The sequence below is a fragment of the Mammaliicoccus sp. Dog046 genome (assembly GCF_034039665.1).
In the GTDB taxonomy this organism is placed as follows: Bacteria; Bacillota; Bacilli; order Staphylococcales; family Staphylococcaceae; genus Mammaliicoccus.
The window spans coordinates 2,484,901-2,507,704 of the sequence record NZ_CP120131.1; the positions used below are offsets into that span (position 1 = coordinate 2,484,901).

25 protein-coding genes and 1 riboswitch are annotated in these 22,804 nt (G+C 34.3%); of the genes, 7 read left to right on the forward strand and 18 right to left on the reverse strand.

What is annotated here, in order from left to right; genetic code table 11:
- Positions 1–55 precede the first annotated feature (55 nt).
- Positions 56–1,225, forward strand: coding sequence for an MFS transporter (locus P3U32_RS12350; protein WP_323703458.1), 1,170 nt, complete (start codon positions 56–58; stop codon positions 1,223–1,225).
- A gap of 1,487 nt (positions 1,226–2,712) precedes the next feature.
- Here P3U32_RS12350 and rocD read toward each other — a convergent pair.
- From rocD to P3U32_RS12370, 4 genes are all read right to left on the reverse strand, one after another.
- The gene (rocD, locus tag P3U32_RS12355; protein ID WP_323703459.1) at positions 2,713–3,915 is read right to left on the reverse strand and encodes an ornithine--oxo-acid transaminase; all 1,203 of its coding nucleotides are present in this window, start codon (positions 3,913–3,915) and stop codon (positions 2,713–2,715) included.
- Positions 3,916–4,036: 121 nt separating this feature from the next.
- Positions 4,037–4,933, reverse strand: coding sequence for a TIGR01777 family oxidoreductase (locus tag P3U32_RS12360; protein ID WP_323703460.1), 897 nt, complete (start codon positions 4,931–4,933; stop codon positions 4,037–4,039).
- A 59-nt stretch (positions 4,934–4,992) separates the two neighbouring features.
- Positions 4,993–5,307, reverse strand: coding sequence for a DMT family transporter (locus P3U32_RS12365; RefSeq protein WP_323703461.1), 315 nt, complete (start codon positions 5,305–5,307; stop codon positions 4,993–4,995).
- Position 5,308: 1 nt separating this feature from the next.
- Positions 5,309–5,632: a DMT family transporter gene (locus P3U32_RS12370; RefSeq protein ID WP_323703462.1), complete on the reverse strand. Its 324-nt coding sequence runs from the start codon at positions 5,630–5,632 to the stop codon at positions 5,309–5,311.
- 49 nt (positions 5,633–5,681) lie between these two features.
- A riboswitch (guanidine-I (ykkC/yxkD leader) is annotated at positions 5,682–5,780 on the reverse strand.
- Positions 5,781–5,908: 128 nt separating this feature from the next.
- On the opposite strand from P3U32_RS12370, the gene P3U32_RS12375 reads away from it, so the two are divergent.
- The 5 genes from P3U32_RS12375 (at position 5,909) to P3U32_RS12395 (ending at position 8,315) form a co-directional block, all read left to right on the forward strand.
- On the forward strand, positions 5,909–6,250 hold the full coding sequence (locus P3U32_RS12375; RefSeq protein ID WP_323703463.1) for a helix-turn-helix domain-containing protein: 342 nt from the start codon (positions 5,909–5,911) through the stop codon (positions 6,248–6,250).
- Positions 6,251–6,276: 26 nt separating this feature from the next.
- Entirely contained in the window at positions 6,277–6,750 is a 474-nt protein-coding gene (locus tag P3U32_RS12380; RefSeq protein ID WP_323703464.1) for an SRPBCC domain-containing protein, read from the forward strand.
- 82 nt (positions 6,751–6,832) lie between these two features.
- Complete coding sequence (locus P3U32_RS12385; RefSeq protein ID WP_323703465.1) at positions 6,833–7,591, forward strand: SDR family oxidoreductase; 759 nt, start codon at positions 6,833–6,835, stop codon at positions 7,589–7,591.
- Between the two features lie 40 nt (positions 7,592–7,631).
- Entirely contained in the window at positions 7,632–7,955 is a 324-nt protein-coding gene (locus tag P3U32_RS12390; protein WP_323703466.1) for a hypothetical protein, read from the forward strand.
- A 9-nt stretch (positions 7,956–7,964) separates the two neighbouring features.
- Positions 7,965–8,315, forward strand: coding sequence for a MerR family transcriptional regulator (locus tag P3U32_RS12395; protein ID WP_323703467.1), 351 nt, complete (start codon positions 7,965–7,967; stop codon positions 8,313–8,315).
- Between the two features lie 337 nt (positions 8,316–8,652).
- On the opposite strand, the gene P3U32_RS12400 is transcribed toward P3U32_RS12395, so the two are convergent.
- The 3 genes from P3U32_RS12400 to P3U32_RS12410 form a co-directional block, all read right to left on the reverse strand.
- Positions 8,653–9,225 (reverse strand): helix-turn-helix domain-containing protein, encoded by a 573-nt coding sequence (locus P3U32_RS12400; RefSeq protein WP_323703468.1) that lies wholly within the window; start codon positions 9,223–9,225, stop codon positions 8,653–8,655.
- Between the two features lie 156 nt (positions 9,226–9,381).
- The gene (locus P3U32_RS12405; protein WP_323703469.1) at positions 9,382–9,747 is read right to left on the reverse strand and encodes a hypothetical protein; all 366 of its coding nucleotides are present in this window, start codon (positions 9,745–9,747) and stop codon (positions 9,382–9,384) included.
- Between the two features lie 68 nt (positions 9,748–9,815).
- Positions 9,816–10,784 (reverse strand): VOC family protein, encoded by a 969-nt coding sequence (locus tag P3U32_RS12410; protein WP_323703470.1) that lies wholly within the window; start codon positions 10,782–10,784, stop codon positions 9,816–9,818.
- Positions 10,785–10,822: 38 nt separating this feature from the next.
- On the opposite strand from P3U32_RS12410, the gene P3U32_RS12415 reads away from it, so the two are divergent.
- Entirely contained in the window at positions 10,823–11,413 is a 591-nt protein-coding gene (locus P3U32_RS12415) for an alpha/beta hydrolase (protein ID WP_323703471.1), read from the forward strand.
- 58 nt (positions 11,414–11,471) lie between these two features.
- Here the strand turns inward: P3U32_RS12415 and P3U32_RS12420 are convergent, their stop codons facing one another.
- From P3U32_RS12420 to xpt, 11 genes are all read right to left on the reverse strand, one after another.
- Entirely contained in the window at positions 11,472–12,263 is a 792-nt protein-coding gene (locus P3U32_RS12420) for a glucose 1-dehydrogenase (protein WP_323703472.1), read from the reverse strand.
- 231 nt (positions 12,264–12,494) lie between these two features.
- Positions 12,495–13,841: a TcaA NTF2-like domain-containing protein gene (locus P3U32_RS12425; RefSeq protein ID WP_323703473.1), complete on the reverse strand. Its 1,347-nt coding sequence runs from the start codon at positions 13,839–13,841 to the stop codon at positions 12,495–12,497.
- 10 nt (positions 13,842–13,851) lie between these two features.
- Positions 13,852–14,622 carry a zinc ribbon domain-containing protein gene (locus tag P3U32_RS12430; protein ID WP_323703474.1) on the reverse strand — a complete coding sequence of 257 codons (771 nt, stop codon included), beginning with the start codon at positions 14,620–14,622 and terminating at the stop codon, positions 13,852–13,854.
- A 158-nt stretch (positions 14,623–14,780) separates the two neighbouring features.
- Positions 14,781–15,497, reverse strand: coding sequence for a hypothetical protein (locus P3U32_RS12435; RefSeq protein WP_323704895.1), 717 nt, complete (start codon positions 15,495–15,497; stop codon positions 14,781–14,783).
- Between the two features lie 234 nt (positions 15,498–15,731).
- Positions 15,732–16,097, reverse strand: a complete 366-nt coding sequence (locus P3U32_RS12440; protein ID WP_323703475.1) for a hypothetical protein — start codon at positions 16,095–16,097, stop codon at positions 15,732–15,734.
- 2 nt (positions 16,098–16,099) lie between these two features.
- Positions 16,100–16,639: an acyl-CoA thioesterase gene (locus P3U32_RS12445; protein ID WP_323703476.1), complete on the reverse strand. Its 540-nt coding sequence runs from the start codon at positions 16,637–16,639 to the stop codon at positions 16,100–16,102.
- Between the two features lie 112 nt (positions 16,640–16,751).
- Complete coding sequence (locus P3U32_RS12450) at positions 16,752–17,639, reverse strand: LysR family transcriptional regulator (RefSeq protein ID WP_323703477.1); 888 nt, start codon at positions 17,637–17,639, stop codon at positions 16,752–16,754.
- 185 nt (positions 17,640–17,824) lie between these two features.
- Positions 17,825–19,369: a glutamine-hydrolyzing GMP synthase gene (guaA, locus tag P3U32_RS12455; protein ID WP_323703478.1), complete on the reverse strand. Its 1,545-nt coding sequence runs from the start codon at positions 19,367–19,369 to the stop codon at positions 17,825–17,827.
- A 19-nt stretch (positions 19,370–19,388) separates the two neighbouring features.
- Entirely contained in the window at positions 19,389–20,858 is a 1,470-nt protein-coding gene (gene guaB, locus P3U32_RS12460) for an IMP dehydrogenase (RefSeq protein ID WP_323703479.1), read from the reverse strand.
- Positions 20,859–20,892: 34 nt separating this feature from the next.
- Positions 20,893–22,161, reverse strand: coding sequence for a nucleobase:cation symporter-2 family protein (locus tag P3U32_RS12465; protein ID WP_323703480.1), 1,269 nt, complete (start codon positions 22,159–22,161; stop codon positions 20,893–20,895).
- Position 22,162: 1 nt separating this feature from the next.
- Positions 22,163–22,738: a xanthine phosphoribosyltransferase gene (gene xpt, locus P3U32_RS12470; protein ID WP_323703481.1), complete on the reverse strand. Its 576-nt coding sequence runs from the start codon at positions 22,736–22,738 to the stop codon at positions 22,163–22,165.
- Positions 22,739–22,804: the final 66 nt, after the last annotated feature.

Sequence of the window (22,804 nt, forward strand, 5' to 3'; positions counted from 1 at the left end):
TTCGAAATTCATATTTTTTAGCGTTATGATTGTATTAATTAAGGAGCGATTAGAAATGACGGTTGAACAGAAGAAAAGATCTATTTCATTATTACTTGCTGGTTTCATTATTTTTTCAAGCTTATATGTCACACAACCTATATTTAACGGCCTGAGCCATTATTTCAATGTTTCATTATCAGACGTTAGTTTAACATTATCAGTCACAACATTTATGCTAGGTATTGGTTTAATCATCGTTCCAATGTTCAACAATATTGAGAAGAAACGTATGATGTCGATTTCGGTACTTCTTGTCAGTTTACTTTCGATAATTAGTGCGTTTGTAACTAACTTTCATATTTTTCTTATTATACGTGGACTTATGGGACTTGCTTTAAGTGGCGTTCCTTCTATTGCGATGGCTTATATTGCTGATGAAGTTCAAAAAGATCGTGTTCGAAAAGTGATGGGCATATATGTCGCTGGTACGACTTTCGGTGGTATGTCAGGTCGTGTTGTTGTAGGCATTCTAACAGATTTAGCACATTGGCAAGTAGCCATTGCAACATTAAGTATTATTAATTTAATTCTTGCGATATTGATGGTGCTATTACTACCCGCTTCTACAGTACAAACACCACGTTGGACATCACCGAAACAACATTTAAAACAATATGTTCAACTCTTAAAAATACCTGCTGTATTAAAAACGATGTCCCTTGCGTTTCTATTAATGGGTACTTTCGTAACGATTTATAGCTACATCACTGTTCGATTTGAACGCGCTCCATTTTCCTTGTCCGAATCAACAATTGCTTTTATTTTTCTTTTATATTTAATAGGTACATATAGTTCTATTCACTTTGGTAAATTAAGTTATAAACTTGGTATTAAACGAGCTTATGCACTCGCTATAACAATTATGATTACTGGTATATTACTTACTTTCTTCACTTATTTACCAATTGATATTCTCGGTCTCTCCGCACTGACTTTCGGATTCTTTGGTGCACATTCTATACAAAGTAGTTACATCGCAACTTTAACAGAATCAAGTAAGTCGCATGCTTCTACTTTATATTTATTAGGTTATTATGTAGGATCAAGCTTTTTAACATTGCTTGGCGGATATGTCTTTGTACATTTTGAATGGCAAGGTATCGTGGTGCTCACTTTATTATTAACACTGACTGCAACATTCATCAGTTATTCATTATTCAAACAAACGACTGTTGAAGGATGAAATATATAAAGTGAAGTTCTATGGATGTAGGCAATGTATTTTAAAGAGAAGTTTCTTGTTAGATTTTCTAACGAGATTGTTTCTCTAAACTATCTCGTTAGCCTACAATAATAACATGTTTTATTCCTCTTTTAGGCTTTTTGAGCGTCTTTTTATGCTCTAACGTGATTGTTTTTCCGAACTATCTCGTTAAAATTTCTAACAGGATTGTTTCTCTAAACTATCTCGTTAGACTGTAATAATCACATGTTTTATTCCTCTTTTAGGCTTTTTGAGCGTCTTTTTATGCTCTAACGTGATTGTTTTTCCGAACTATCTCGTTAAAATTTCTAACAGGATTGTTTCTCTAAACTATCTCGTTAGACTGTAATAATCACATGTTTTATTCCTCTTTTAGGCTTTTTGAGCGTCTTTTTATGCTCTAACGAGATTGTTTTCCCGAACTATCTCATTAAAATTTCTAACAGGATTGTTTCTCTAAACTATCTCGTTAGCCTACAATAATCACATATTTTATTCCTCTTTTAGGCTTTTTGAGCGTCTTTTTATGCTCTAACGTGATTGTTTTTCCGAACTATCTCGTTAAAATTTCTAACAGGATTGTTTCTCTAAACTATCTCGTTAGACTGTAATAATCACATGTTTTATTCCTCTTTTAGGCTTTTTGAGCGTCTTTTTATGCTCTAACGTGATTGTTTTTCCGAACTATCTCGTTAAAATTTCTAACAGGATTGTTTCTCTAAACTATCTCGTTAGACTGTAATAATCACATGTTTTATTCCTCTTTTAGGCTTTTTGAGCGTCTTTTTATGCTCTAACGAGATTGTTTTCCCGAACTATCTCATTAAAATTTCTAACAGGATTGTTTCTCTAAACTATCTCGTTAGCCTACAATAATCACATATTTTATTCCTCTTTTAGGCTTTTTGAGCGTCTTTTTATGCTCTAACGTGATTGTTTTTCCGAACTATCTCGTTAAAATTTCTAACAGGATTGTTTCTCTAAACTATCTCGTTAGACTGTAATAATCACATGTTTTATTCCTCTTTTAGGCTTTTTGAGCGTCTTTTTATGCTCTAACGTGATTGTTTTTCCGAACTATCTCGTTAAAATTTCTAACAGGATTGTTTCTCTAAACTATCTCGTTAGACTGTAATAATCACATGTTTTATACCTTATCTACAATGACTTTTAATGTTCGACGCCTCAATGTTGCTTGTCGACCTCTACTTGCAATGTTCAACGCTCCAATGTTGCTTGTCGACCTCCACTTGCAATGTTCGACGCCTCAATGTTGCTTGTCGACCTCTACTTGCAATGTTCAACGCTCCAATGTTGCTTGTCGACCTCCACTTGCAATGTTCGACGCCTCAATGTTGCTTGTCAGCCTTCACTTGCAATGTTCAGCATATTTTACAGCTACCTGGCAAAAAAGCCGACAAAGTATTTAACTTTGTCGGCTTATAAGAACAATCAATCATTTCAACTTATGTTGTTTGTTTTGATTTTTCTTCTATCGTTTGTGTAATCACACTGATGATAGTATCAATGTCCCCTTCATCTATGACTAATGGAGGGGCTAATCGTATAATGTTACCTTGTGTTTCTTTACATAACACACCTTGTTGATTAATGCTTGATACAATTGACTGTGCTGGTTCATTTAATTCAAGACCAATAAACAATCCGCGTCCCCTCACTTCCTTAATCATCGAACTATCGATACTTTGTAATCCAGATAATAATTTTTCTCCTAATTGACGAGAACGTTCTGCTAAATCTTCATCTATGAGTACATCCAATGCTGCGATTGAAACCGCACAAGCTAATGGATTTCCTCCAAATGTAGATCCATGTGTACCTGGTGTAAGTACTTGCATAACATCATCATTAGCAACAATTGCTGAAATCGGATATAATCCGCCACCTAATGCTTTACCTAATAAATACATATCTGGTTCAACGTCTTCCCATTCCATCGCAAACATTTTTCCTGTTCGTCCTAAACCTACTTGGATTTCATCTGCGATTAATAAGATGTTATTCGCTTCACACAATGCTTTAACTTCTTTAATGAAATGTTTAGGTGGAATATTCACGCCACCTTCACCTTGAATAGGTTCCATTATAATTGCAGTTGTTTGTGGCGTAATGAGTGATTTAATATGTTCTACATTACCAAATTCACTATATTTCACATTACCTGCAAGTACTCCGAATCCTTCTTTGTAACTATCGTTTGATGATAAAGATAACGAACCGATTGTTCTACCGTGAAAGTTTCCTTCCATCGCAATAATTTCTGCCTCTTTCGCATTAATGCCTTTAACATCTTGTGCCCATTTAGTAGCTACTTTAATTGCTGTTTCTACCGCTTCTGTACCTGTATTCATTGGTAATACTTTGTTTTTATTTGCTAATTTACAAATTTTTTCTTCCCATTTACCTAAATTATCACTATACAATGCCCTAGAAGTCATTGTAATCTTTTGACTTTGATCTAGAAAAGCTTTGATAATTGCTGGATGACAATGTCCTTGGTTTAGTACTGAGAATCCTGCTACACAATCAATATACGTATTTCCTTCTGAGTCTTTGACGTGTGCCCCTTTACCTTCAGTTAAAACGATATCTAACGGACTATAATTATTCGGGCTATATTTCTCTGTTAATTCAATGAACTGATTCATTTAATACCCACCTTTATAATAAATATACTTAAATTCGTATTAATATTCATTATCATACAGTTTATTTGTATATAAGTCAAAGTAATTCGGGTATTTTTTCATTCTATTTTCAAAAGGAATATTATGTTAATAAATCTCGCATTGCGCTTTCAATTTCAGGAAAATCAAATTCAAAGTGCTGTTCTCCCAATCTTTTTGGGTTTACTTTTTGAACATCTAATATAATTGTAGACTGCTCTCCCAATAGTATTTTTAATGCGATAGCTGGTGCTGGTAGCCAATGTGGTCTATGCATAACTTTACCAATCGCTTTACCTAAATCTTTCTGACGAACAGGGTTAGGACTGCACATATTGTAAACACCTTTTGAATCTTGAGTATCGATTAACGTGGTAATACCTTTAATTAAGTCTGCAATATGAATCCAGCTCATCCACTGTTCTCCCGATCCAAGCGATCCACCGACAAAAAACTGATACGGTTTAGCCATCGTTGGTAATGCGCCACCTTTATTAGATAACACAACACCAAATCGACCAACAACAACCCTCGTGCCTATATTTTCAAACAATCGTGCTGTTTGTTCCCATCTCGATGCAACCGTCGACAAGTAATCATGTGCGACAAATTGATCATATTCGTCATACGAAACGATTTTAGACGGCGGGTAGTATCCAACAGCACTTGCATTAAACAATACTTCAGGTCCATACCCCTGCTTCGCAAAGTAATCATACAACCGTTGTGTCGATTCAACGCGACTATTCATAATCGCTGCCTTATGTTCAGCAGTCCATCTTTGATTAAGATTCGCACCAGCCAAATTGATGACAATATTAATTCTGGGTATATGTTCTTCCCAGTTTTCTTTTGACCAATTAATGTAATGCACACGTGATTCCGAAGTTTTCAAATCACTTCTAGTTAAAACATATATCTCACTATTTGAATTTAAATAATGCTGTACAAGTTCAGTTCCAACTAATCCTGTGCCACCCGTTATTAATATGTTATCCACGTCATCCCTCCTTTGAATCCATTCGTCATTTTACAATTAATATTCTATATACCCTATTATTAACTGATTAATTTCAAGCCAATCGTACTAGCGAGAATAACACCTATAAATACGAGCCGTTTCAATGATTTAGACTCTCCGTAAAAGACAATACCTAAAATAGCACCACCAACTGCACCAATGCCCGTCCAAACTGCGTAGCTCGTACTCATAGATATGGTTTGCATCGCAATAGATAAACTAATAAAGCTCAATGAGAAAAATAACGCCAAGCCCAATAACGACAATTTATTATTACGCTGTGCATAGATATTGATAAATAAAACACCTAACATTTCAAATATGCCTGCTAATACAAGAATGAACCACGCCATTTTATGCACCTTCCTTTTCATTTGTCACAAGTTTCAATCCGACAACACCAATAATTAATATTACAATTAACAATACTTTTCCGACGATAACAGGTTCACCGAAGAATACAAAGTCAGCGATTGTTACACCTGATGCACCCAATCCAACGTATACTGCATATGCCGTGCCAACAGGTAATTGTTTCGATGCATGAATTAATAAATAAAAACTTACTACAATCGCAATAATCGTTAATATCCACTCAAACGTATTATTCGCATGTGTTAAACCAACAACCCATCCTACTTCAAATAAAGCACCAATCACAATTTTCAACCAATTCATCAATATTCCTCCTTAAATTTAAAAAAAGCCTAGGAAACTTATTCAATAAGTCTCCCAGGCTTTTATCCTTCCGTGTCACAAGTCATACTTGTGGCTTTCTCTCGGACCAGGCTAACATTTCAGTTACGGAACCCTAGAAAGCTTTTATTCGATTAATTTGAATTATAGCAAACCGCTCATGAACCTTCAATAAAAGATACTTCGCATCGCTTAGTTACAAATCACAACATAAATCAGATATAATAGAAATAATCATAATAAATCTACTAAATCGAGGTGACAACATTGAATCAAACAGGTTTTCGTATTAAGCAAAGACGAGAAGAACTCGGCTTAAGCACACACCAACTAGCTAAAAGCATCAACGTCAATCAATCAACCATCTCAAGATATGAAACAGGTCAAACAGCTAAATTACCCCCATCCGTTGTAGAGAAGTTATCTATCGCACTACATACAACACCTGCTTATATATTAGGGTGGGTAAATGTACCAGAAGCTTTTGAAGATGAAGAAGATTCTCAAATCATCAACGATGCTATACAACTATTAAGAACAATGAATAAAGATAAAAAACGTCGGGTATATCAATTAATACAAGATGTTGCTTCAGAATAGTTTTAAATTTAAGGAGGATTTTTAAAATGAATGTAAATTATCAAACAGATACGACACACGCTTATCAAACGATTACAATTAATATTCAAGCACCTCAAGCACATATTTTTAAATTATTAGCTACGACAGATGGTATCCAACAATGGTTCCCACAACTGTCATTTGAAGAAGAGAAAGCAGGCAGTCGATTATTATTTGATTTAGGCAATGATCAATATGAATATTTCAATATTACTGATTATGAACCAAAGCATCACATTGCCTATACTTGGGATAACGGACACGTAGATTTCACACTTGAAGAAACAAATGAGAACGTGCAATTAACATTCAAAGAAGCACTCCCTTACACATTTAAGACGATTGGCAACGACTTTACAGGTTGGTATTTCCAAATACAAAGCGTTAAGAAACTTGCCGAAACCGGACAACCACTTTCGCAATCAGACTTCGATTTCGCTTCAAAAACAAAAGAAATAGAAGACATATTAAACATATAAAGAAGTCAGCCATTGGTTTTTCCTTGCTTGATAGTGCACTCTAACGTTTACAGTAACCTTATCAATTCAAGGAGGTTAAATTATGGCTAAATTAAATAACTTGCAAGATAAAGTCGTTGTTATAACAGGGGGCGCAAAAAATCTAGGTGGCTTGCTCAGTCAACAATTTGCTGAAGACGGTGCAAACATTGTTATACATTACCATAATGATTCTTCAGAAAAACAAGCGCAAACATTATTAGAAAATATTGAATCCAATGGTGCCAAAGCGACCCTTTTCAAAGGTGATTTGACACAAGTTGATAACATCAAAGCACTATTCGAACATGCTCAACAAACATTCGGAAAAGTAGATATAGCAATAAACACTGTTGGTAAAGTATTAAAAAAACCAATCGCCGATATTACTGAAGCAGAATTTGATAACATGCAAGAAGTGAATAATAAATCAGCGTACTTCTTCATACAATATGCTGAAAAATATATGAATAACGATGGTAAAATCATTACACTGTCTACATCATTACTATCAGCATATACAGGTTTCTACTCTACTTATGCTGGTGAGAAAGCACCAATCGAACACTATACACGTGCCGCTTCTAAAGAATTCATGGAAAGAGGTATATCAGTTAACGCTGTCGCACCAGGTCCAATGGATACGCCATTTTTCTATCCACAAGAAGGAGAAGATGCTGTCGCTTTCCATAAATCCCAAGCACTGCATAATCAACTTACAGATATTAAAGACATTGCACCTATTATCAAATTTTTAAGTTTAGACGGCTGGTGGATCAATGGCCAAACATTGTATGCAAACGGTGGTTATACAACAAGATAGATAACGAATCATCAAATCCCGATAAAAGGAGTGTCAGTTCATGAATTATTTTTTAGCAAATTATCAACAATCAAAAACTGAACTTAACATTATTACAGATACAGGCAATACAATCGCTTCGAAAGAAGTTGAATTATCCGATAAAGATTACGTGAAACAATTAGCTAAAGAAATTATCGAACTTTCTCACGAATACGATTTATACCATAATGATTTAAATGGGATTGGATTAGTAATCAAAGATTTCAAAGATATCCATTATACGTCTGAAGCTTCACTCATTTCAGATTTAGAATCAACATTCGGATTTAAAGCAGTGGTAGATTCAGACTCTGAAAGTCTTATTTCAACACTTACAAAATAAGGTGATAAAATGAATGTCAACGAAGCTTCCAAAAGCTCAGGACTCAGTGCACATACAATACGATATTATGATAAAGAAGGACTCTTTCCCTTTATAGCGAGAGACGAGCATGGTTATCGAAACTTTAACGAAGAAGATATGTATTGGTTAGAATTTATTAAATGCATGAGAGATACACACATGCCCCTCTCAAAATTACGTGAGATCGCTACATTATTTAACCAAGGCACTTCTACGATAGAAGAAAGACGTCAAATATTCTTAGATCATAAACAAGATTTACTCGAACAAAAGAGATTAATAGAAAATGGATTAATTAAATTAGAAGAAAAATTTAAAATACTAGATAACGAAGTATAAACTGGTTAAGAAAAGGCTGAGACACGTGCGTCTCAGCCTTTTCTTGTTTTGTGTAATTTGAGGTATTGAGTTGTATTTAGGATTTTCGACTCAGTTTTTTTCAGTACTGAGCCGGTATTCCGTTTTTCGGCTCAGTTTTTTTCAGTACTGAGCCGGTATTTGCGTTTTCGGCTCAGTTTTTTTCAGTACTGAGCCGGTATTCACGTTTTCGGCTCAGTTTTTTTCAGTACTGAGCCGGTATTCACGTTTTCGGCTCAGTTTTTTTCAGTACTGAGCCGGTATTCACGTTTTCGGCTCAGTTTTTCTCAGTACTGAGCCGGTATTCTCATCTTTATCATTATCTTTGAAATAAATACATCGATCCCAACGCGATTAAAATAAAAATACCAACATAAACTGCGACAGTAAATATTAATGATAAAGCATCTTTAACTTTATTCCTCTGCATCCGTACCTCTTCCAAATCTCCATTTTCCATATATGCAACAATCTCTTTATATGTTTTTATATTTTCATTCTTCTTGATTCGGTCAACTCTATTTACTGCATACATTCCAATTGCCCACAATAACAGAGGGGGTATAACACACCAATAACCTGGCAAATAAGCAATTGAAGGACCAAGCGAAATCGCAGACAAAATACTAAAAATCACCATTATATTAGCATATTTGTTCATACTTGCATTTGAAATTTTTCTTTCCATAGCTTTTATATCACCCTTTACTAAATAGTCTAAGGAAACATCGAAAGTATCACTCAGTAATAATAGAGATTCAATATCCGGGTAAGTCTTTCCCCTCTCCCAGTTTGAAATTGTTTGTCTGCTTACATATATCTTTTCAGCTAAATCTTCTTGAGATAAATGAAACTCTCTTCTTAAATGAATAATTTGTTTACTTAAATTCATTTCGATGACTCCTTAAACTAAATTTAGTAAATACCTTAGAAATAGTGTACCAAATAAAGCTTACAATGCATCCATTTACAATGCCAAACTTCTTTTACATCCTTGATATAACGGTATTTAAACAAAAAACTGGCACGTATGTGCCAGCCCTACTACTTACTCATATTCTTCTATCATTTTTAAATATTTCTTCTTCCGTGTTGGTGAACAATAAAATTCAAAGTGATTTTCTTTTTGACTCACTTCATATTGTGTTAAACCAGTGATTTCAAATAATTCTTCTTTTGAAATATTTTTCTTTCGAATTTCATTATTAAGCTTTTCATCTACTACTTCATTCGAAATATACAGATTGAAATTTATAAATACTACGATTACAACCCCAATTCCATAAATGAGAAATTGTCCCATACTCGTTCCAAATATCAATAGACCTATCCACATTATTAAACACGGCAATATAAATGCCACAACAAAACGCTTTGGTCGATATTTTATATTTTCTAACATTCCATTCAACATATTCACCTCTCTCAATAATAATCAGCGGAAGTGTCTATTTCGTTTTACGAGACTCATAGTGCGATTTTTCACCTTCCTTGCTGCAATTGTCTTTCTATGTCACTTCTTTTCTCTTCCAAATGTTCTGGTAAGTATAGCGGGATGTCTTGAAATCTTTGTTGCTCGAATGTTATTTCTTCCATTTTCAGCTTTAATGTCGCAACTTCAAACAATAACTGATTCGGATCTTGATAGTAAATTGATTTAAAGAATCCTCGATTTTTAATAGGTGAGTGTACCATATTTAATTGATCTAGTGCGTCTTCGATTTCAAGTAGTGTCTGTTCTGTTTCTGCGGAAATTGCTACGTGATGTATACCTCCAAATCCTTGTTCTTCTACTGGATTAATCGTGTCATAAATGAAATGTATTTCATGTGCCATCTTGCTATTGTTATTATGTAATATCGTTGCATTTAAACCTGTATCAAAGAATTTTGTCTGTCCGGCTGACGCCCAATCATACATATCTTGAAAATGTTGTTTGCTCGCTTCTGGATATCTAACTCTTGCGTGTACAGAATCTAAAGCGAGTATTTGGTGATCATACGGTATCACGCTCGCATTGTCTCGATTGAAAGATTCGATGTCTTCATGGCTATGCTTCACAACTAGTCCAAGCGGCGTTTGGTCTGGTCCTTCGAATCGAATAAGACTGCGGTCAGCGTAAGATTCAATCCCATAATGACATACTTCCAATTCATCAAAACGTGATTCCCAATATTTCAATGACGCTTCAGAAGGCACTTTAAAGAGCAATCGATCAAATGCATTCGCACCAAATTGATTATCCTTCCCTTCTTTCATTTCAAACAACGTTACTTCAGTACCAGGTCTTCCGTATTTATCTGCAAAAAAGACATGATACATTTTATAATTTTCTTGGTTAACAGTTTTCATCAATAAATCTAAACCTAATATATTACGGTAAAAATTAAATGATTCTTCTGCGTCATGATTTATAATTGATACATGGTGTATAATTGAGTTATTATTCATCAAACAGCATCCTTTCAAATTTTATGGAGGTTATGATTATGCACTACTTTTTTCAAGAAAATCCAAACTCACATAGTTTAATTGTACTTTTTCATGGTACAGGTGGCAATCAATACCAATTGTTGCCTTTTTCAGGGGAATTATTTCCTGACGCAAATGTGCTGAGTCTTCAAGGTAATGTTGGAGACGGTAAAGACCGCCGTTTCTTTGCACCTTTAGTAAATCAACAGTTAAATAGAGAAGATTTTAATGAACAAACGCAATCGTTTATTACATTTTGGGATACATTTATTGAAGCGCATGATTTCGAACAAGTCATATTCTTAGGCTATTCAAACGGCGCAAACTTTATTCTAGGTTTACTTGAACAAGAATTAAACCATGTTGATCGTATTTTACTGCTTCATCCTTCAAATTTAGATTATCATTTCAATAAACACCATGATCACACCGATATCATTATAACGAGCGGTGCTAATGATCATTTGTCTATTCCCGGAAAAGTTAAAACACTATCCGAACAACTCAATCCTTACTTCAAAAATGTTCGCTTCGAGTTACTAGACGGTGGTCATGAATTAAATGAAGATGAAGTGAAAAAGTTAAAGACAATCTTAACAGCTCAATAAAAAAGCGCACATTATGAGGAACTCAATCCAAATAATGTACGCTTTTTTGTATTTATTTTTAGCCTTTTCCACCTAAGAATGCTGGATAGTTTGTCATACCACCATCAACATAAATTGTTGTACCGTGGACATAGCTTGCTAAATCAGATGCTAAGAAGAGTGCTACGTTAGACACCTCTTGTACTTCACCAATTTTTCTTGAAGGAATCATATCGATTGTTTCTGCACGTGTCTCAGGGTTTGAGAATTTTTCTCTTGTATGTTCAGTCACAATCGCTCCTGGAGAAATGTTGTTAATACGAATACCGTATTGCGCATACTCCATAGACATTGTTTCCATCATCAATTTCATACCGCCTTTACTTGCAGCATAGTTCACATAGTTTGGCCATGGAATTGTGTCATGCACACTTGATGTATTAAGGATAACGCCTTTTTTATCTTCTTTAAGAAATTGTTTAACCGCTTCACGTGATCCAATAAATGCACCTGTTAAGTTAATATCAATAACATTTTTCCATTCTTCAGTCGTCATTTCATGAGAAGGTACTGGTCTTTCAAAACCAGCATTATTAATCATAATATCTAATGTTCCGAAATGATTAACTGCTGTTTGAATCAAATCAATGATATCTGATTCATTAGATACATCTCCTTGAACAGCAATCGCATCTCCGCCTGCTTTTATGATTTCTGCTTTAAGTGCCTCTAAATTTTCTTTATGTTTAGCTGATCTGTAGCTCAAGACAACTTTCGCTTTAGCTTGACCAAAATTTTCTGCAAATGATTTACCAATACCGCCACCAGCACCAGTAATAACTACTACTTTACCTTCTAAATCTTTAAACATATCCTGTCATCTCCTAATTATTTTATACTTTGTGTTGGTCTAATAAATCAATGGCACAAAACAAAGTAGGAAGTATATGAATAATAATTCCCTATCTCATTCGCAAGATATAATTATTATACTAGATACAAAATTAATACCATTTTACTCAAAAGTCAATTTTAAAAACTCAAACTTTAAAACAATATACAAACCGCCGGCAAATTTTATATTGCCGACGGTCTTCCAACACTAGATATCAGTGTATTCTTTGATTTCAAAATCAGAGAACATTGTTTTTTCTAAAACATATTTAGATTTGATGACTTTTCCATCTTTACCCTTTTTCTCAAGTTCAATATGAATGTTATCGCCTTTTTTATCATATTTAGTAACTTTAGGATCTTTAAACGTTACGCCACCACCATCTTCTACAACCTCTTCAATATGATCAGCTGCATCAGTATCACTCTTAATATAGCTAGATACTAAACTATAGTCTTCTTCTTCATATGCATCATTTAATGCATCTGTATAATCTTCCATAAATGTTTGGACTTCATCTTTCGTATCTTCATTCTCTTTATGATCTTCAATCGCATCATCATCAAATGATAAGTCTACTTCTACGTCGCCTTCTTCTTTCTTGTCCACGTTAACCGTATTGGTTTTGAATTTTTTACCGTTTACTGTCATTTCTGCATAGACTGCAACTTTTTCTTCAGGTAAGAATGGACCATACGTTGTTTCATCAAATGAATCATATGTGCCCAGTTTCTTACCATTAGCATAAACATCTACATCGTTATCTCCATACGCATAAGCACTGTCAATAGTCACCGCGATGTCTTTCTGTTTAAAGTCAGGCGTAACTTCATGTGACTCTACCATGTTAACTTCGATATTACCATCAAACGTCTTACCATTCTGCGCTTTAGTAGCGTCTAATTTATAAACACCTATCGGCAATGTTGCGAATACTTTTTCATTTTCTTCTATGAGTTTAATTTTATGTTTTTTCCCATTATATTTATATGTGATTGTGCTATCCGAATCTGGATTAATCGTCACTTTTTCTTTCATTACTTCAAAATCATAATTATCAAAAATACCATACTTCTTACCATTTTTCTTTATATGAATGACATTATGATCTCCAGCAGTTATATTAGCACTGTCTTCTCCATGATCTTTCATATATTTAACCTGGCTTTTCACTTCACTCGCAAACTGATCTGAACTATCAGATAAGACGATATAATCATAAACCGCTCTACTTTCAGTTAACGTTAATTCTCTGTCATTAAATTTCAAATGTGATTTTAAATCTTTTGTATTACCCTTTTTGATGTCATTCGCAATTTCATTCGCTTCATTCACAGGTGAAAGTTTAGAGTCAATCATTTTATATACAGCGAACAATAATAAAAGCAATAACGCAACAACACCAATAATAATGATTGTTTTTTTGCTCATTTTTTTCGGTTCTTTATGTTGTGTGTTCTGATTTGTATGATGCTCATTTACTGGTGTACCACAATTTGTACATACCTTTTGACCTTCAGCTAATTTATTTCCACATTGTTTACAAAATTTCATACCTATCCTCCTAGTAACCAGAATCGAATATCGATTCCCCAATATCTAATAAGTTGCTTGTGAACGTACTTTCAACCAATATACGCACAATAATACCTAGTACGACAAAATAAATAATAATGCCGTATATCACTGGCATACGCAACTGATATTGATTACTATATTTCGTCATTAAGTATATCGGTGAAATGACAAATAGTAATAGGCTAAATGCAATAAAGATTATCGCAAAACTTGGTACGCTCATTAATGCGAACAATACGCCTACAAAGAAACTTAGAGTTCCAAATAAATTAAACGATACAAAGTCAGATAGTACTTTTTGGACACGAACATTTTGCATCAATATTTTTATAACGCCAAATGTCACGCCAAATAAAATTCCTAACGCTAAAATTGTAAAAATGATTATTTTAAATACAACACTTACTTTCGAAACCCCAAAGAATTCTAATTCTTTCGGTACAGCAATCAAAGAAAATATTAATAATAACAGTAATCCAGCACCAACTAAAGAAGCAATAAATTTATAACTATATGCATGGTAACTACTTACTTCTTGATCTAATCTCGTGAAAATATTTTTAAAGAAGCCTTGGCCTTCATTTAAAGTATCATTTTTATATGTATTTAATGAACTTTTGAATTTTTCCACCTTTTCATTCTGACTTCCTGAAGATTCCGTGTTGTTACTATGTTCTGCTTGTTCTAATTTCTCTCCACACTCACCACAAAAACGATCGTCTTGCGTAATTGGTGCGTGACACTTTGGACAATTCACTTCAACCACTCCTTATAGATATTTATATACAATCTTATCATAAAGATATCCTAAATATTACAATAAATTTCAGTATTTTTAAATTTTATAATATTTTTTAAAGTAATGTCCTAAAACAGATAAACAAAAACAATAAATTTATAAATTAAAAATATAAACTATTTAATATGTTTCCTTAAATGTGTTCCGTACTGTCCAACCCCATTCTTTACAAAAAGATGCCCATAATTCTCTACGACAATTCTTTTCGTGTCCCAGCCTTGACCCGCATAGAATGACTCGCCTTCTTTACTAGTGATGAAAGCATCAAATGGATCTTCTTCGCTATGACCGCCTACATGATCATTTTCACCAACAATCCAAGTTAACGGAAACGTGCCACTCACATGCTTCTGCTTCTCTAATTGGGATGTAATTCCTGCTTTCTTAGGTGAACCCCCACCTCCAAATAAGACAGCACCACCAGTTTTAACATTCATCTCTGGTAATTTAGCCAACAGCCAATAAGCTGTCGTCTCAGCTCCTCCAGAAAAACTACCTACCCAAAGGTGTTCATGCTGCGGTTGTGATGCAATCAGTTCTGATAGATACGCTGTACTGTTCTTACCATTCGTCCACCATTTCTCATCTTTACTAATTGCTTTAGGCACTATAAGGGTTAATCCATTTTCCTTTGCCACAGCGCGAATGCCATCTTTACCATTCAAATACATTTCAGAATCCGGATGATAATACTCATAAGCACCGTCACCGTGCAGCCAGACCAGCACACCTTTCGCATGCTTCACAGGATAAATTAAATATTCACCCTTCGTTCCGTCTGATGCAGTGAAATAATGACCCCCTTCACGCTCGTTCCCCCTCAAATAAACCACCAAAATTAAAATGACAACAAAAAATAAAATAAGCAAACACATGAACTTCTTGATTGTTATTTCCTCCTTTACGATATGCCCCAGGAAATATTTATCTATAATTGGCATGCACTTTATACTACGATTATATTATAAAGACACCCAATATTATCCATTTTTATGTTTGTTTATTTCATTTAATAAAAAGAGCTAGATACATGAAATGAATCATGTTTCCAACTCTTCATGAAGTGACTATTTAATAATAGTATTTTCAAATACAAGCTTAGGTTTCGCACCTAATATAAGTAAAAATATTTGTGCATATTTCACATCTTGATGGTTCTTGAAAATATCTTTTAATATATTTACATGTTGATCTTCAGTAATTTTTTTCACTTCATCTGTATAAATTTGCAATACAGAATCTTTTATAAACGGTGGTTGTGATTCAACTTTATTCATTCCTGTAATCAGTTCACCTAAATATTGATAACGAATTTGTAATTGACGCGTCAAACTAACGACATGGTCTAATTTCTCAAAGAAAGTTGGATAGTTTTTTTCTAATAATTGTATGTCGTTTTGTACTTCATAGATTTCATTCGTACTTGCAAACATAATTAATAGCTCCCTTCTTTAATCGTTTCCCATGGTTTTTGTAAGCCTATAATATTCGTTAATTCTTTACTATGTTCTCTTCTTTGTCTTCTAATATTTGCACGCTTACTACCAGATTCATATAAGAATTGTTCCTCTTTTGTTACTGGAACAATAGCAGGTACTTGAATCGGTCTCTTGTCTACGTCTAAGGCTACGAAAGTTAAAAATGCAGTCGCTGCAACTTTTCTTTCTCCTGTTAACATATCTTCAGCGATTACTTTACAGAAGATCTCCATAGATCTGTTTCCTGTATAAGAAACGAATGATTCAATGCAAACTGAATCTGTTTGTCTAATAGGTACTAAGAAATCAATAGAATCCGTTGATGCAGTTACACATTCTTTCACCCTTGCATGTCTTCTTGCTGATAAAGTCGCGTTGTTGTCTAATTTTTTCATCAATACACCACCAAAAAGTGTATTGTAATTATTTAAGTCATTTACTAATACTTGGTCCGTACTCACTACTCTACTGTCATTTGGGTATTTATATTGTGTCATATATATTTCCTTTCTCTCTCTTGTATATGTACAATACTATTCCCATTGAAGCATTTATAAAAATCGTTAAATTTTATATGAACCATAAAATAAATCTATGTAATCGCATACTTTATTCGTTTAACAACATTCTGTCCTGTAAAAATTCTAATAATTTTTTAGTAATATTGTTTTGATAGCCTTCTTTTTTCCAAATAATCGCAAGTTCCCAACCGATATCTAAATTATTGATACTCACACTTTTTAGGTCCTCATTCAATAAATCTGTAATACTAGACGGCAAGATACAAATACCTAATTCAGATAGAATCATCTGTTCAATAAATGTCCATTGCGTACTTTCGGAAATAATATTCGGATTAAATCCTGACATCTTACAACACTCTTTAATACGATCATTTAAATAATAGTCAGAATTAAACAAGATGAAGCTCTCACTTGAAAGGTCTCTCAGATTAATAGAAGATGCATTTGCTAAATAGTGATTCTTATTCACTACAACCTTCAACTCTTCACTAAAGAAGAAGAACGAATTAAACAATTCATTATTTGTCGGAAGAACCGTGATACCGATGTCTAAATCATCTTTAAGAATCTCATTCTCAATACGCTTACTGCCATCTTCCAAAATATGAAACGTCACATTAGGATATAAATTATGGAACTCCGAAATCAATCTCGTAAAACGATTTACATTCATAATAGTAGGAATACCAATTCTTACATGGCCTTCTTCAATCTCTAATAAGTGATTTAATTCAACCGGGATATTATCATACATTTTCAAGAAATCCTTACAAATCTTTTGAAACACTTTGCCAGCATCCGTTAATACAATTTGACGTTTAGAACGATCAATCAATTCCACCTTTAACTCTTCTTCTAATAACTTTATAGCATTACTAATTGTCGGTTGAGTAATATATAAATGTTCTGAAGCCTTCGTCATACTTTTAAACCTAGCTACTTCTATGAAATATTGCATTTGCTTTATTTCCACGATGAACCCCCTGTAATAATCATTAACTTTAATCATACAATAACATTCCTATCAAGAAAGTCACAATTGTATATATTACACATCAAATTATAATTCTGACGCTATAATTAGACTGCGCGCATAGTAAAAATCCACATAAAACACCCCTTAAGCTTATGCCTAAGGGGTTTCATCATTCTTTATTATTATTCCCACTCAATTGTACTTGGTGGCTTAGAAGTAATGTCATAGACTACTCTGTTAACGTGATCTACTTCATTTACGATACGGCTTGATACTTTTTGTAAGACTTCCCAATCGATTCTTGCAAAGTCACTTGTCATACCGTCTATTGATGTTACTGCTCGTACACCGATTGTATAATCGTAAGTGCGATAGTCTCCCATAACACCTACAGAGCGAATGTCAGGTAATACTGTGAAGTATTGCCATATATCTCTTTCTAGACCTTCTTCACGTACAACTTCTCTAAGGATTGCATCAGATTCTCTTACGATCTCTAATTTATCTTCAGTGATTTCGCCTAATACACGAATACCTAATCCAGGACCTGGGAATGGTTGACGCCATACTAAGTGTTCTGGAATTCCTAATTCAATACCTAAAGCACGTACTTCGTCTTTAAATAATGTATTAATTGGTTCGATAAGTGAGAATTGCATATCTTCTGGTAATCCACCTACATTGTGGTGTGATTTAATTGTTTGTGCTGTTTTTGTACCTGATTCAATAATGTCTGTGTAAAGTGTTCCTTGTGCAAGGAAGTCTACACCTTCTAATTTAGATGCTTCGTCATCGAATACATACACAAATTCATTACCGATGATTTTACGTTTTTTCTCTGGATCAGAAACACCTGCTAATTTACTCATAAAGCGGTCTTTAGCATCTACTCTGATGATGTTCATATTGAATCCTTCACCAAAGTTCTCCATTACCATGTCGCCTTCACCTTTTCTAAGCAGACCGTGGTCTACGAAGATACATGTTAATTGATCACCGATTGCTTTATGCAATAATACTGCTACGACTGATGAATCCACGCCGCCACTCATTGCACATAATACTTTACGATCGCCAACTTGGTTTCTAATCTTCTCTACTTCGATATCGACAAAGTTTTCCATTGTCCAGTCACCTGTACAGTCACACACACGACGTATAAAGTTTCTTAATAAGTCGTTACCGTATTCAGTGTGACGTACTTCTGGGTGGAATTGTACGCCGTATAATTTTCTTGATTTATCTTCGATAGCTGCATTTTGACAACTTGGGCTATCTGCAATAATTTCAAAGTTCTCAGGGATGTCGATGACTTTATCACTATGACTCATCCAAACCGTTTGGCTATTAGGTAAGCTAAAGAATAAATCATCATCCGATTTAACATTTAATGTCGCTTTACCATATTCACGTTCGTTCGCTCTTTCTACAGAACCACCTAATAGTTTCGTCATTAATTGCATACCGTAACAAATACCTAATACAGGAATGCCTAACTCAAAGATTTCTGGATCTATAGTGAATGAACCTTCTTCATATACTGAATTTGGTCCACCTGAAAGGATTATTCCTTTAGGGTTCATTTTTTTAATTTCTTCAATTGAGATTTCATGGTCGTGCAATTCACTATATACGCCCATTTCTCTTATACGACGTGTAATCAATTGGTTATATTGACTACCAAAGTCCAATACAAGAATTAACTCTTGTTCAAAAGCCATTTCCATAATTGTTGATCTCCTTTAATTAAAATGAGTAGTTTGGTGCTTCTTTAGTAATTTGAACATCATGTGGATGAGATTCTTTAAGACCTGCGCCAGTCATTCTAATAAACTGAGCCTCTTCTCTTAACGCTTCTAAGTTAGCTGAGCCTGTATAACCCATACCACTCTTAATTCCGCCAGTTAATTGATAAATTGTGTCTTGTAAAGGTCCTTTAAAGTCAATTCTTCCTTCAATACCTTCAGGAACGAATTTCTTAGCAGTTGTATCTTCTTGGAAGTAACGGTCTTTAGAACCTTGTTCCATTGCTCCAAGTGAACCCATACCACGATATACTTTATATTGACGGCCTTGGAAGATTTCAGTTTGACCTGGACTTTCTTCTGTACCAGCAAGTAAGCTACCTAACATTACAGCATGACCACCTGCAGCTAATGCTTTCGCAATGTCTCCAGAGAACTTAATTCCGCCATCTGCAATAATTGCTTTACCATGTTTACGCGCTTCTGTTGCACAGTCATAAATTGCTGTGATTTGAGGTACACCTACACCAGCAACGACACGAGTTGTACAAATTGAACCAGGTCCGATACCGACTTTAACAACATCTGCCCCCGCTTCAAATAATGCTTTAGTACCTTCTTTAGTCGCAACATTACCTGCAATAATAGTAACTTCTGGGTAAGCTTTACTGATTTGTTCAACAACATTAAGTACACCTTTAGAGTGACCATGTGCAGTATCAATAACAAGTGCATCAGCGCCTGCTTCTACTAATTTTTCTGCACGAATTTGAGTATCTTTAGCGATACCTAGTGCTGCAGCTACAAGTAGACGTCCTTCACTATCTTTAGCAGCATATGGGAATTCAATTACTTTCTCAATATCTTTGATTGTAATTAATCCTTTTAATTTACCTTCATCAGAAATTAATGGAAGTTTTTCAATTTTATAACTTTGTAAGATTTCTTCTGCTTGTTCTAACGTTGTACCGACTGGAGCTGTAACTAAATCTTCTTTAGTCATAACGTCTGAGATTTTGATTGAGAAATTCTCAATGAATCTTAAGTCACGGTTAGTAATAATACCTACAAGTTCCATATCTTCATCGTTATTAACAATAGGTACACCAGAAATACGATATTTGCTCATTAATGCTTCTGCCGCATACACTTGCTCTTCAGGCGTTAAGTAGAAAGGATTTGTAATGACACCATTCTCTGAACGTTTTACCTTTTGTACTTCGTCTGCTTGATGTTCAATTGACATATTCTTATGAATAACACCTAAGCCACCTTGTCTAGCCATAGCGATTGCCATTTTAGCTTCAGTAACAGTATCCATTCCTGCTGATATGATAGGGATATTTAATTTGACATTCTCAGATAATGTCACACTTAAATCTACATCACTTGGTAACACCTCGGATTTTGCTGGTACTAGTAATACATCATCAAACGTTAATCCTTCTTTTTGAAATTTGTTTTCCCACATGAATATAACCTCCACTAATTTATTTGCTTCTCTATTATTTCATATTTTCACTTGATTGTTGATTGTTTAATCCATTAAAACATAAATTTAATATAATCGCTGAAAAAGTACCTAACACAATACCGTTTTGCGTAAGCCATGCATAGTTCTCACCAAATGTTGCCAATGCTTGTGGTACTGCAGTAATACCAGCACCGATACCTACCGATACTGCTATAACGAGTAAATTATTCTGTTTATTAAAATCAATTCCACCTAACATTTTAACACCATATGCCATGACCATTCCAAACATTGCGATCATTGCACCCCCAAGTACTGGGAATGGAATCATACTTGCTAAAGCACCTAATTTAGGAATCGATCCACATACAATTAAAAGTGCAACCATCATATACATAATTTGATTCTTCTTTGCACCTGATAATGAAACGAGTCCGACATTTTGAGAATATGCCGTATAAGGAAAGGCATTAAATATTGCACCTATTATAATCGCAATACCTTCTGCACGATAACCTTTGGATAAGTCTTTTCTCGTTATCGGTTTTTTCGTTATTTCACTCAGTGCATGATACACACCTGTTGATTCTATTAGACTCACAATAGCTACAATAACAAATACAATGGTCGTTCCAAATTCAAACTCAAAACCACTGAATCTAAATGGTCGAGGTAGCTCTAACCAATTTGAACTTTTTAAACTTGATGTATCTAATAATCCATAGAAGGAAGCGACTGCTGTTCCTATTAATAATCCTAATAAGATAGCTATAGATTTGATAAAGCCTTTAGATAATCTTTGTATCACGAGTATGACAACTAAAGTAAAAACACCTAAAAATATATTCTTACTATCTCCATAATTCTTCTCACCTTCACCACCCGCTAAATAATTCATAGCGACTGGCATTAAAGTAATACCAATGATCGTAACAACACTTCCTGTTACAACTGGCGGGAATAACTTAACTAAATATGAGAAAAATGGAGAAATTAATACGACAATAATACCCGATAGGAATATTGATCCATATAAGACGCCAATACCATGCGTATGACCAACTAATATCATCGGTGCAACCGCAGTAAATGTACATCCTAAGACTACCGGCAGTCCAATACCTATACCCTTATACACTTGTAAGAACGTTGCTACACCACACATAAATATATCAATAGAAACTAAGTACGCGACTTCTTCAGGTGAAAATTTAAGTGCAGATCCTACAATAATTGGTACCATAATTGCGCCAGCATACATTGCTAGTAAATGTTGAATACTTAAGATGAAATTTCTCATTCTACTCATCCACCAACTTCACTTTATTACCAGCTAATGAAGCAACTTGACATAATGAAAGTACTTCAAGCCCTTCAGCTTCTAGCTTATCTCTTCCAGGTTGAAAGCTCTTCTCTACCACAATTGCTACGCCAGAAGTTGTTGCTTGTGCCGCTTGTACTAAACGATGTAATCCTAGTGAAGCTTCACCATTCGCTAAGAAATCATCAATAATGAGTACATGATCATCTTCATCCAAGAATTGCTTAGAAATAACAACTGTACTTGTTGTATTTTTAGTAAATGAATGAATATCAGTTTGATAGAATTCTGAAGTCATCGTTGATGGTTTTGCTTTTTTAGCAAATAAGCAAGGAACATCTAATTGTAATGCTGCCATAATGGCTGGTGCAATACCTGATGCTTCAATTGTAAGCACCTTAGTGATTGCTTTCTCTTTAAAATGTTCTGTAATAACTTGTCCAACTTCGTGCATTAACTTTGCATCAATTTGATGATTTAAAAATGAATCCACTTTTAAAATTTGCTCATCGATAACCTTACCGTCTTCTTTAACCCTATCTTGTAGTGTCCTCACACTACTCGCCTCCTCAATTAGATTAAAAAAAACACACCTTAATCCTAGAAATAGGTAAGATGAGTA